The organism is Defluviimonas salinarum, from assembly GCF_026013545.1.
GTDB lineage: Bacteria > Pseudomonadota > Alphaproteobacteria > Rhodobacterales > Rhodobacteraceae > Albidovulum > Albidovulum salinarum.
Genome location: NZ_JAPDOG010000058.1, coordinates 1 through 11,312 on the forward strand (window position 1 = coordinate 1; position 11,312 = coordinate 11,312).

An 11,312-nucleotide genomic window follows, 5' to 3' on the forward strand; every position below is an offset into this window, starting at 1 on the left:
GTGAACGTCAGGCGGCGCAGCGGGGCCCGGAAAGGGTATCATCATGACGCGGGATCGACGAACGGGAAATTGGAGGTACGCGGATCGTGTCAGGTGCTTCCGAGCGCGATGCCGCCCGCGCCGCCTGTACGCGTTCAAGCAGCCGGGCAATCGCTCAGGTTGTCTGGGGCTCAACCCCTGCACCCGGTGGTCCGGACCGACGATGAGCCGGTCTGGATCGGCCGCCCGGACCTTGGGATGTATTCGCAGGGCTTGAAGCTGCCGAGGCTCTTGAGTCTTCGGGCGAAGCTGTCGGCGGCGATGACGTCCCGGAGCGGTGCGCGCCGCTGCTTGCCGGTGGTGACCGATGCTCTTCTAAGGCCTGATACCGGCCGTCCCGAGGAGTTGATCTCGTAGATTGGAGGATGACTTGGGACTGCGAAAGTTCAGCCCGGCCTCAAGATGTCTCAGATGTTCGTCCGTCAGTTCCACCAGTTGCTCGGCGTCGCCCGCCTCCAGCGCATCGACGATCCGGTCGTGCTCGTCCTCTGCACAGTGCGATCCGCCCGACCTCGCGTAGAGGCCGAGAATGAGCGTGGTTCGCATCGTTAGCTCGGACAGGAACCGCTCCAGCACTTTGTTCCCGGCGATCCCGGCAAGGTACATGTGGAACTGGCGAGACAGCCGCAGTTCGGCGGGCTTGTCGCCGGATCTGCGCGCCCGCGTCTCTTCCACTATGTTCCGACGCAGACAGGCAACATCCTCACTCGAGGCGTTTCCGGCCGCGTGCCGCGCAATTGTCCTTTCCAGCGCGCGCCTGGCCTGAAAGATGTCCTGCGCCTCCTTCGGGGAGGGGGTGATGACAAAGGCGCCGCGGTTCGGGCGCAACTCCACCACATGTTGAGCCGCCAGCGATGCCAGAGCGCGCCTCACGTTGGCGCGGTTGCAGTCGAACAGGTCGCTTAGAGTCTGCTCTCCCAGCTTCGCACCGGCTGGCAGCCGTTGCTCGGCGATCGCATCGAGAACGGCGGCGACGATCGTGTCTTCGGGCGAGTCGCTCATCCTTTTCCCTGCCAACGTTGCATCCGAGCGAGAACTTAGGGACCGCCCAAGGCCTTGACAATGCGCGCGAAGATTATGTTGCATTGTTATCAATTATTGTTAACAATAAGTGTTAACAAAATGAGAGGGAACCTGATGAACATCCTGGTGGTCAACCCGAATTCGACCGAGTCGATGACCCGCAAGATCATCGAGACCGCAAGCCGCGTGGCGAGTTCCGGCGTTACCGTGACCGGCGCCACCGCGGCAGGCGCGCCGGCCAGCATCGAAGGCCATTTCGACGAGGCGATGTCGGTTCCCGCGCTGCTGTCCTGCGTAAGGCAGGCGGAGGAGCATGGCGTGGACGGGATCGTCGTCGCCTGTTTCGATGACCCGGGCATCGGCGCCTGCCGCGAGATCGCGTCGGGGCCAGTCCTTGGCATCTGCGAGGCCGCGGTGAAGGCCGCGAGCATGCTCGCGACCTCGTTCACGGTGGTCACGACCCTGCCGCGCTCGGTTCCCGTGATCGAGCGGCTGGTCCACGGCTACGGCCTGTCGCACCAGTGCCGCCGCGTACGGTCGGCGGAGATTCCGGTCCTGGCCCTGGAGGAGCCGGGCTCCAACGCCCGCGAGAAGATCCGCGAGGAGATCCTGCGCGCCATCGAGGAGGACCGCTGCGAGGCCGTGGTGCTCGGCTGCGCCGGCATGGCGGACCTGACCGCCTGGCTGTGCGAGGAAACCGGAATTCCGGTCATCGACGGCGTGAGCGTCGCGACACGGATGATCGAGGCGCTGGTCGGCTGCGGCCTGAAGACCAGCAAGATCAATGCCTATGCCCGCCCAAACATGAAGTAGTCTGACGACGGAGGAGAGAATGACTGCGACCCAAGCTGCGACGGATCCGGGACTGCCACTGCCCGACGATCACGTCACCCATATCGAGCACAAGGCGATCGGGGAGGAGAGCCTCGCGCCGCAGGAAACCCGGATCATGGACCCCTGGTCCTACCTGTTCGCATGGCTCGGCGGCTGCGTGTCCATCGGCACGTTCACCATCGGATCGGGCCTTGTCGGCACGCTGAACCTCTTGCAGACCTTCGTGGCCATCGCGATCGGCTGCACGGTGATCGGCCTTGCGCTGATGATCAACGGTCAGGCGGGCCACAAGTACGGCATCCCGTTCATGGTGCAGGCGCGATCGGCCTTCGGTTTCACCGGCACCCGCATCCCGGCGCTGGTGCGCTCGGTTCCCGCCATCGTCTGGTTCGGCTTCCAGAGCTGGATCGGCGCCGGGGCGCTCAACCTCGTATCGGCGACGCTTTTTGGCTACGACAACATCGTGGTCTTCTTCATCGGCTTCCAGTTCCTGCAGATCGGCCTCTCGGTTCTGGGCTTCCACGGGATCAAGTGGCTGGAGAACATCGGCTCGGTCTTCATCATCGGCTCGCTGATCTACATGTTCTTCAGCGTGATCAGCAAATACGGCGAGGAGATCTCGGCCAACCTCGTGAACGTCGAGGGCACCTGGGGCGCGCCGTTCTGGGGGGCGACCATGCTCTTCCTCGGCATCTACTCGACGATGATGCTGAACGTGTCCGACTATTCGCGTGAACTGCGCCGCAACGTCGGACCGGTGCGCCAGGTCGTGATCTACGCCAACTCGATCCTTCCGGCGACGCTGTTCATGGGCCTCATCGGCCTCATGGTCTCCGGGGCGACGGGCGAAGTCGATCCTATCAAGGTGTTCTCGAGCGCAGTCGACAACAAGCCGCTCCTCGTGATCACGCTTCTCTTCATCGCCTTCGCCCAGGTCACGACGAACATCCTCAACAACGTCGTGCCGCCGGCCTATGCGCTGATGGACGTGTTCAAGATCAAGTTCCGCACCTCGGCAGTGATCGTCGGCCTTCTCGCCTTCGCGACCTTCCCGTGGGAACTCGTGAAAGACGAATCCGCGGCTGGCCTCAGCCTCTTCATCCAGACCTATTCCGCGTTCCTCGGCCCGATCTTCGCGATCCTTGTCGTCGACTACTTCGTGCTGCGCCGGCAGGTTCTGGACCTCGACAAGCTCTACGATCCCGAGGGGCCCTACAGCGGCATCAACTGGGCCGCCGTGATCGCGATGGCGATCGGCGTTGTCGCCGCACTGACCTTCTCGAGCGTGTCGTGGTATGCGAGCCTGTTGCCCGCCGGCATCGCCTACTACGTCCTGATGAAGTCGCTGCCGAGTGCGCAGCGGTTCTTGGACCGGTAAGCTTCGGATCTCCGGACATGCGGGTCCGCCGAAAGGCGGACCCTTCTGCTGTCTCGGTGACCCGAGCGGCGTGAAGACGGCAAGGTGCACGCTGGCGCAACTCGGCATCCCGGACCTCGGAACGGAGCGAGGTCCCGGCGCGCTCCGGGATACCCTCGCCGATCATGTGCGGTTCTTGCCGATGCTGTACCCGAAATGACGCGTGAACGCCTTGCCGAGGGCGGCGGCGTCGGAAAAGCCGCAGCGCAGGGCGATCTCGCGCTGGCTGAGATCGGTGTTCACGGCGAGGTCGCGGGCGCGCGAGAGGCGCAGGAACTGGTGGTAGCGGCCGGGCGGCATTCCGAGTTCGGAGAGGAACAGCCGGTTCAGCGTCCGCGGCGTCAGGTTGGCCTTCGCGGCCAATGCCTCGAGCGGCACCGGCGCCTCGATCGTCTCGATCATGTGGTTGAGCACCCGCCGCAGCGCCGCCGATCCCTTGCCCGACAGCCGGTTCGGACCGCGCCCGGCGCTGCCCTGCCGCTCGGCGTCGAGGACGAACATCGTCGAGACGTCAAAGGCGAGCGCCGGGCCGAAGCGCTCGCCGATGAAGGCGAGCATCAGGTCGAGCGCCGTCGACGCTCCGCCGCAGGTCCAGACCCGGCCCTCCTTGACGAAGCGCGCATAGGACAGTTGCGTGTCGGGGAAGGTCTCCGCGAAATCGGACAGTACCTGCCAGTGCAGCGTCGCCGTCCGCCCCGCGAGCAGTCCCGCCTCGGCCAGGAGCCAGGCCGCGGTATCGGCGCCGAGAATGAGATCCGCCTGCCGGCCGAGCCGCACGAGCAGCGCCGACGAGGCTTTGGTGGCATGCTCCCGGAACCCGTAGCCGGAGATGACGATCATGAGGTCCGCGCGTCCGACACCGGCCAGCGGCCGGTCCGGCGCGATGCTGAGCCCGCTCGAGCTGATCGCGGGCCGGTCGCCCGGCGTGATCACCGACCAGGTGATGCCGCCGCGGACCTGGTCACGCACGGCGCGCAGGGGCTCCAGGAGGCAGGCAAGAACCATGTTCGAAAAGCCGTCGAACAGAAGGATCGTGACGTTGAGGGGCTTCATTTGGCACTATCGGAAAATTTATTGTCACTATCGGACAGATCAGGCGACGGAAGCAAGCCTAATGTCCCGCTCCAGCAACGGCGTCGGACTCGCCGTCGGATCATCGAAGAGGCGCGGCGTTGGGCAGATTTCTCTGGCAGGCGGAACCGGAACGGGCGGCGGCGGCGTCGATCACCCGCTTCACGCGCGAGGTGGCCGCCACCGGACGCGAGGTCGCGGCCTATCCCGACCTCCATCGCTGGTCGGTCGAGTGCCCCGAGGAGTTCTGGCCGCTCGCCTGGGACTTCTGCGGCCTCGTCGGCACCCGAGGCGGCACCGCCGTCGAACGCGCCGAGGATCCGCTCGGCTGGCGCTTCTTTCCCGGCGCAAAGCTGAACGTCGTCGAGACGCTCCTGAACCACGCCGATGACCGCGCGGCCCTCGTCGCCGTCTCCGAGGCGGGCGACCGCACGGTCCTGACCCGCGCCGAACTCAAGGTCGAGGTCGCCCGGCTCGCCGCCGCGCTCCGCGCCGCGGGGGTCGGGCGCGGCGACCATGTCGCGGGCTTCCTGCCGAACGCGGCCGGGGCGGTCACCTGCATGCTGGCGACGGCCTGGGTCGGGGCGGTCTGGTCCTCCTGCTCGCCCGAATTCGGCGCCGATGTCGTCGTCGACCGCTTCGGCCAGATCGCGCCGAAGGTGCTCTTCGGCGTCACCGGCTACCGCTACGGCGGCAAGGACTACAACGTGGCGCCGGTCCTCTCGGAGATCGCCCGTCGCATCCCCTCGCTCGCCCATGTCGTCACGCTCGACCGCGCCGAGGCGCCGGATGGCATGGTGGCCTACGCGGCCTTCCTCGGTGCCGGCGCCGAACCCGGCGCGCCGGAGCCGCTCGGCTTTTCCGATCCGCTCTACGTCCTCTTCTCCTCCGGCACGACCGGCAGGCCGAAATGCATCGAACATGCCGGCGGCGGCGCGCTCCTGCGGCAGATGGTGGAGCACCAGCTCCACGCCGACCTCCGCCCCGGCGACGTGATGTTCTATTACTCCACGACGAGCTGGATGATGTGGAACTGGCTCGTCGCCGGGCTCGCCTCCGAGGCGGTGATCGTGCTCTATGACGGCAACCCGATGCATCCCGGCCAGGACCGGCTCTTCGATCTGGCCGCGGCCGAGCAGATCACCCATTTCGGCGTCTCCGCCAAGTATATCGACGCGACCGCCAAGGCCGGCCTCAAGCCCGCCGCGAGCCACGACCTCTCCGCGCTGCGCGTCGTCTGGTCGACCGGCTCGCCGCTCTCGACGGCGGGCAGCGAGCATGTCTACGCCGACTGGAAGCCCGACGTTCAGCTCTCCTCGATCTGCGGCGGCACCGACATCCTCGGCGCCTTCATCGGCGGCGCGCCGACCCTGCCGGTCCATGCCGGCGAGATCCCGGGCCCGACGCTCGGCCTCGACGCGGCGGTGGTCGACGAGGCCGGGCAGGAGGTCCTGGACGCGCCGGGCGAGCTCGTCTGCCGCCAGCCGCATCCCTCGATGCCGACCCGGTTCCTGAACGATCCCGGCAAGGCGCGCTACCGCGCCTCCTACTACGACAGGTTCCCCGCCTTCTGGCGCCAGGGCGACTTCGCCATCCGCCGCGCGACCGGCGGGTTCGAGGTGCTCGGCCGCTCCGACGCCACGCTCAATCCCGGCGGCGTCCGCATCGGCACCGCCGAGATCTACCGCCAGACCGACGCGATCCCCGGCATCGCCGATGCCGTCGTGGTCGGCCAGAGCCATGACAACGACGTCCGCGTCGTGCTCTTCGTCGTGCCGGCCGAGGGTGCCCGGCTCGACGACGCGCTCCGCTCCGAGATCAGGGCGCGGATCCGCCAGCACGCCTCGCCCCGCCATGTCCCGGCCGTGATCCTCGACGTGCCCGAGATCCCGCGCACCCGCTCCGGCAAGATCGCCGAGCTCGCGGTGCGCGATGCCGTCAACAACCAGCCGGTGCGCGACCTCGGCGGACTGGCCAACCCGCAATCCCTCGACGCCTTCAGGAACCGGCCCGAACTGGCCGCCTGACCCAGAAAGAACGGAGATTCCGATGCCGCTTTCCATGAACCGCGACGTTTTCATCACCTGTGCCGTGACCGGATCGGGCGGCACCCAGGACCGCAGCCCGCATGTGCCGCGCTCGCCCGCCGAGATCGCGAAGTCGGCGATCGACGCGGCGAAGGCCGGGGCGGCGATCGTCCATTGCCATGTCCGCGACCCCGAGACCGGCAAGCCCTCGCGCGATCTGAAGCTCTACCGCGAGGTGACCGAGCGGATCCGCGACGCCGAGGTCGACGTCGTGCTCAACCTCACTGCCGGCATGGGCGGCGACATTGTCTTCGGCGGCGTCGAGAGCCCGTTCCCGGTCAATGCCGGAGCGACCGACATGGTCGGCGCCACCGAGCGCGTCGCCCATGTCGCCGACTGCCTGCCCGAGATCTGCACGCTCGACTGTGGCACGATGAACTTCGCCGAGGCCGATTACGTGATGACCAACACGCCGGGCATGCTCCGCGCGATGGGCCGGATGATGACCGACTTGGGCGTCAAGCCCGAGATCGAGGCCTTCGACACCGGCCATCTCTGGTTCGCCAAGGAGCTGGTGAAGGAGGGCGTGCTCGACGGTCCCGCGCTGGTGCAGCTCTGCATGGGCGTGCCCTGGGGCGCGCCGGACGACCTCAACACCTTCATGGCGATGGTCAACAACGTGCCCTCGGACTGGACCTTCTCGGCCTTCGCGCTCGGGCGCAACCAGATGGCCTATGCCGCGGCCGCGGTGCTCGCGGGCGGCAATGTCCGGGTCGGGCTCGAGGACAACCTCTGGCTCGACAAGGGGGTGCTGGCGACCAACGCCCAGCTCGTCGAGCGCGCCGCGACCGTGGTGACGAACATGGGCGCGCGGGTGATCGGGCCCGAGGAGGTGCGGGCCAAGCTCGGGCTGACCAAGCGGGCGCCGAAGGCGCGCTGACGGGCGGACGGCCCGGCGGTTTCACTTGCCATACGTTATGCCGACGCTCTGCCGATCGCGGGCAGACCGGCCAGTTCGAAGGGAATACATCTGATGGCACGCAAGGCGAGCATCATCGGCGGGGGTGTGATCGGCGGCGGCTGGGCCGCCCGCTTCCTGCTCAACGGCTGGGACGTTTCGGTGTTCGACACCGATCCCGAAGCCGAGCGCAAGATCGGCGAGGTCATCGCGAACGCCCGGCGCTCGCTGCCGGCGCTCTATGACAAGGCGCTGCCCGCCGAGGGGAGGTTGAGCTTCCACACCGACCTGGCCGAGGCTGTTTCGGGCGCGGACTGGGTGCAGGAAAGCGTGCCCGAACGGCTCGACCTCAAGCACAGGGTGCTCGGCGCGCTCTGCGAGGCGGCGCCGGCCACGGCGGTCATCGGCTCCTCGACCAGCGGCTTCAAACCCTCGGAACTGAACGAAAAAGGCGCCCGCGCCGTGGTCGCGCACCCGTTCAACCCGGTCTATCTCCTGCCCCTCGTCGAGCTGGTGGGCGCGGCGTCCGAGACCGACCGCGCGGCGGAGATCCTGCGCTCGATCGGCATGTTCCCCCTGATCGTCCGCAAGGAGATCGACGCCCATATCGCCGACCGCCTGCTCGAGGCCGTGTGGCGCGAGTCGCTCTGGCTGGTGAAGGACGGCGTCGCCACCACCGCCGAAATCGACGAGGCGATCCGCATGGGCTTCGGCCTCCGCTGGGCGCAGATGGGCCTTTTCGAGACCTACCGCATCGCCGGCGGCGAGGCGGGGATGAAGCACTTCATGGCCCAGTTCGGCCCCTGCCTGCAGTGGCCCTGGACCAAGCTCATGGACGTGCCGGAGTTCAACGACGACCTCGTCGACCTGATCGCCGGCCAGTCCGACGCCCAGTCCGGCCACCTCTCGATCCGCGAGCTGGAACGGCTCCGCGACGACAACCTCGTCGGCATGATGCGGGCCTTGCGCAAGTCCGGCAGCGGCGCGGGCGGCGTCCTCAAAGCGCACGAGGCGACCTTCGCCGAGCCGAAGGGCGCGACGCTTCCGGTCACCGTCGAGCGGCAGGTTCCGACGAGCTGGACCGACTACAACGGCCACATGAACGAGACCCATTACCTAGAGGCCGGCGCCCAGGCGACCGACCGGTTCATGGAAATCATCGGCGCCGATGCCGCCTATGTCGCGGCCGGGCGCAGCTATTTCACCGTCGAGAGCCATGTACGCTTCCTCGACGAGGTGAAGGCGGGCGAGCGGCTGCGCGTCACCACGCAGGTTCTCGGCGGGGAGGGCAAGAAGATGCACCTCTTCCACCGCCTCGAACGCGGCGACGGCGCGCTCGCGGCGACGGTCGAGACGCTGCTTCTGCACATGGACCTGACCGCAAGGCGCAGCAGCGAACCCGCGCCCGACATCGCCGCGAAGCTCGCCGAGTTCACCGCCGCCCATGCCGGGCTTCCCCGGCCGGAGGGCGCCGGCCGGCACGTCGGCCAGCGGGCGTAACCCGCGTCAGGCGGCAGCCGGTCACCCCGGCTTCCGCCACCCATCCCTCGGTCTCATGGACCTTCAGCCTTGCGACACCTGCTCCTGAAACCAGTCCACCAGCCGAGCGAGCGCCCCGTCGGGGTCGCGGATCGGCCGGTGTTGCAGGTAGTAGGCGGTCTCGCGATGCGCCACCGTCGGCCCCACCCGCACAACGCGGCCCTGGGCCAGAAGCTCGTCCGCGAGGCCACGCCATCCGAGCGCCACGCCCTCTCCGGCGAGCACCGCCTGCAGCAGGAACGGATAGGCGTCGAAGGTCGCGCCCTTGTCGAAGCGCGGCGGCTTCAGCCCGGTCCTTGCGAACCAGCCGTCCCAGGTCAGGAAACCCGAGCTGCCGACATCGAAATGCAGGAACCGGTCCGCGCGCAGGTCTTCTAGACACTTCGGATCGACGGCCGCCGCCGCGCCCGGATGACCCTGCAGCTCGCGCGCCGCAACGTCCGGGCTGCAGATCGGAAACACCTCCTCGGGGATGAGCGGCAGCGCCGGGCGGTCCGGCGCCTGTTCGACGTTCCAGACCACGGCGGCATCGACGCGGCCGAGGTCGATGTCGCCGAGCTGGTCGGTCGTGACCACCCGCACCCGCGCCCCTTTCATGGCAGCCCGCAACCCCGGAAACCGCGGCATGAGCCATTGTTCCGCGAGGCCGAAGGTGCAGGCCAGCACCACCTCGTCGCGCTCCGGCGGGGCGGAGATGTCGCGCCACACCCGGTCCACATGGCCGAAGCCGAGCGCAACGGCGTCGGCCAGACGGCGCGCGCTCGCGGTCGGGGTGAGCTTGTTGTTGTCGCGCTGAAAGAGCGACTGCCCCAGCCGGTCCTCCAGTGTCGCGATATGGCGCGACACTGCGGGCTGGCTCAGGTTTAGTTTGCGAGCTGCCATGGAGAAGTTGCTATACCGCACGGCGCACTCAAGCACCAAAAGTGCGTTCAGCGATCCGGCAACGTTTCGGGTCAGCGCGTCCATAACAAGACCTAGGCGTCTCGCCAGTGTTTTGTCCAGTGTCCAGCCTTCGATTCGCGCATTACCCCTTTCCGGCAGGCTCCGGCCTTCGCGAAACAACCGAGCATATGGGGAACCAGATGGCTGAACGCCCGCTCTCTCACATCCGCGTCCTCGATTTCGGCCAGTATCTGGCCGGCCCCCTCGTCGGCATGATGCTGGCCGACATGGGCGCCGAGGTGATCCGCATCGACCCGCCCGGCGGCCCGCGCTTCAAGTCGCCGGCGGCCGACATGCTGTCGCGCGGCAAGTCCTCGCTGGTCCTCGACCTCAAGTCCGCGGAGGGCCGGGCGACGGCGCTCGATCTTGCCGCGCGCGCCGACGTCGTGATCGAGAACTTCCGCCCCGGCGTGATGAAGCGGCTCGGCCTTGGCCCGGACGACCTGCGCGCCGTCAATCCCGGCATCGTCAGCCTCTCCATGCCGGGCTTCGCCTCGACCGACACCGACCTCGCCGGGCTTGCCGCCTGGGAGGCGGTGATCGCGGCGCGGACCGGGCAGTTCACCGACATGGGGCTCAACCGGCGACTCATGGGCATCAACCCGAGCTTCACGCCCTTGGCGCTCGCCTCGGCCTATGGCGCGGCCTTCGGGGCGATGTCGGTCCTCTTCGCGCTTGCCGCGCGCGGCCGGAACGGCGGCGACCATATCGAGGTGCCGCTGGCCTCGGCGCTTCTGGAAGGGCTGATCTACAACTGCGAGCAGATCGAGGCCTATCCCGATCGCTACAAGTCCCCGCGCGAGGTCGAGCTTGACCGCCGCGCGGCCGAGGGGCTGCCGATGAACCTGCCCTTCGCGGCGCTGTCGGAATTCCTCGATCCGTTCTACCGGACCTATCCTTGCGCCGACGGGCGCGGCTTCTACGTCGTCTCCTGCTCTATCGCCGGCCATCCGCAGCGTGCCTTGCGGGCACTCGGGCTGGGCGAATTGGCCGACGAACTGCCGGATTTCTCCGCCTATCTCGACCGGAAGGACTGGCCCGCCGACTGGAGCGCACGGAACTATCCGGTCGGTGCGGGCGATCGCGCCCGGGTGTCCTCGGCGATGAAGGCGGCTTTCCTCACCCGTCCTTCGCAGGAATGGGAAGCGATCTTCGGCGCCGCCAAGTCGCCCGCGACCGCGCAGCGGTTCACGAAGGAATGGCTTGCCGATCCCCATGCGCTCGCCTCGGGGCTGGTGCTGGAGGTGGACGATCCGCGCCACGGCAAGATGCGGCAGATGGGCAATGTCGCCTGGATCGCCGATGACGCGATGGCCGCGACCAAGCTGCCGGGGCCGGTGCTCGACGATGCGCGCGCGCGGCTCGACGCGATCCTCTCCGAACCCGTCCGCCCGGCGCCCGGGGCATCCGGCGCGGGCGGCTGGCTCGACGGGGTGAAGGTGCTCGACCTCACCAACGTGAT

9 protein-coding genes are annotated in these 11,312 nt (G+C 67.9%); 6 read left to right on the top strand and 3 right to left on the bottom strand.

The window, feature by feature from the left end; translation table 11 throughout:
- Window positions 1-354 precede the first annotated feature (354 nt).
- Window positions 355-1,041: a GntR family transcriptional regulator gene (locus tag OM960_RS24675; RefSeq protein ID WP_263340564.1), complete on the bottom strand. Its 687-nt coding sequence runs from the start codon at window positions 1,039-1,041 to the stop codon at window positions 355-357.
- Window positions 1,042-1,176: 135 nt separating this feature from the next.
- Here OM960_RS24675 and OM960_RS24680 point away from each other — a divergent pair, with 135 nt between their 5' ends.
- Both OM960_RS24680 and OM960_RS24685 read left to right on the top strand, forming a co-directional pair.
- Window positions 1,177-1,875: an aspartate/glutamate racemase family protein gene (locus OM960_RS24680; protein ID WP_264773839.1), complete on the top strand. Its 699-nt coding sequence runs from the start codon at window positions 1,177-1,179 to the stop codon at window positions 1,873-1,875.
- A 19-nt stretch (window positions 1,876-1,894) separates the two neighbouring features.
- Window positions 1,895-3,274 (top strand): NCS1 family transporter, encoded by a 1,380-nt coding sequence (locus OM960_RS24685; RefSeq protein WP_264773840.1) that lies wholly within the window; start codon window positions 1,895-1,897, stop codon window positions 3,272-3,274.
- A 162-nt stretch (window positions 3,275-3,436) separates the two neighbouring features.
- Here the strand turns inward: OM960_RS24685 and OM960_RS24690 are convergent, their stop codons facing one another.
- Complete coding sequence (locus tag OM960_RS24690; RefSeq protein WP_263340571.1) at window positions 3,437-4,366, bottom strand: GlxA family transcriptional regulator; 930 nt, start codon at window positions 4,364-4,366, stop codon at window positions 3,437-3,439.
- Window positions 4,367-4,485: 119 nt separating this feature from the next.
- Here OM960_RS24690 and OM960_RS24695 point away from each other — a divergent pair, with 119 nt between their 5' ends.
- The 3 genes from OM960_RS24695 to OM960_RS24705 all read left to right on the top strand — a co-directional run bounded on the left by OM960_RS24695 (window position 4,486) and on the right by OM960_RS24705 (window position 8,869).
- Window positions 4,486-6,411 carry an acetoacetate--CoA ligase gene (locus OM960_RS24695; protein WP_264773841.1) on the top strand — a complete coding sequence of 642 codons (1,926 nt, stop codon included), beginning with the start codon at window positions 4,486-4,488 and terminating at the stop codon, window positions 6,409-6,411.
- A 22-nt stretch (window positions 6,412-6,433) separates the two neighbouring features.
- Window positions 6,434-7,351: a 3-dehydrocarnitine:acetyl-CoA trimethylamine transferase BcoG gene (gene bcoG / locus OM960_RS24700; protein WP_264773842.1), complete on the top strand. Its 918-nt coding sequence runs from the start codon at window positions 6,434-6,436 to the stop codon at window positions 7,349-7,351.
- A gap of 93 nt (window positions 7,352-7,444) precedes the next feature.
- Window positions 7,445-8,869, top strand: coding sequence for a carnitine 3-dehydrogenase (locus OM960_RS24705; protein WP_263340950.1), 1,425 nt, complete (start codon window positions 7,445-7,447; stop codon window positions 8,867-8,869).
- Between the two features lie 63 nt (window positions 8,870-8,932).
- Here the strand turns inward: OM960_RS24705 and OM960_RS24710 are convergent, their stop codons facing one another.
- A complete protein-coding gene (locus OM960_RS24710) occupies window positions 8,933-9,874 on the bottom strand; it encodes a LysR substrate-binding domain-containing protein (RefSeq protein WP_263340948.1) in 942 nt (313 codons plus the stop codon).
- Window positions 9,875-9,990: 116 nt separating this feature from the next.
- On the opposite strand from OM960_RS24710, the gene OM960_RS24715 reads away from it, so the two are divergent.
- Window positions 9,991-11,312: CaiB/BaiF CoA transferase family protein (locus OM960_RS24715; RefSeq protein ID WP_264773843.1), on the top strand; the 1,322-nt coding region annotated here is incomplete at its 3' end.

Excerpts from the sequence above, each read along its gene's own strand:
- OM960_RS24675 (WP_263340564.1), bottom strand. The coding sequence starts at position 1,041 with ATGAGCGACTCGCCCGAAGACACGATCGTCGCCGCCGTTCTCGATGCG.
- OM960_RS24680 (WP_264773839.1), top strand. The coding sequence starts at position 1,177 with ATGAACATCCTGGTGGTCAACCCGAATTCGACCGAGTCGATGACCCGC.
- OM960_RS24685 (WP_264773840.1), top strand. The coding sequence starts at position 1,895 with ATGACTGCGACCCAAGCTGCGACGGATCCGGGACTGCCACTGCCCGAC.
- OM960_RS24690 (WP_263340571.1), bottom strand. The coding sequence starts at position 4,366 with ATGAAGCCCCTCAACGTCACGATCCTTCTGTTCGACGGCTTTTCGAAC.
- bcoG (WP_264773842.1), top strand. The coding sequence starts at position 6,434 with ATGCCGCTTTCCATGAACCGCGACGTTTTCATCACCTGTGCCGTGACC.
- OM960_RS24705 (WP_263340950.1), top strand. The coding sequence starts at position 7,445 with ATGGCACGCAAGGCGAGCATCATCGGCGGGGGTGTGATCGGCGGCGGC.
- OM960_RS24710 (WP_263340948.1), bottom strand. The coding sequence starts at position 9,874 with ATGGACGCGCTGACCCGAAACGTTGCCGGATCGCTGAACGCACTTTTG.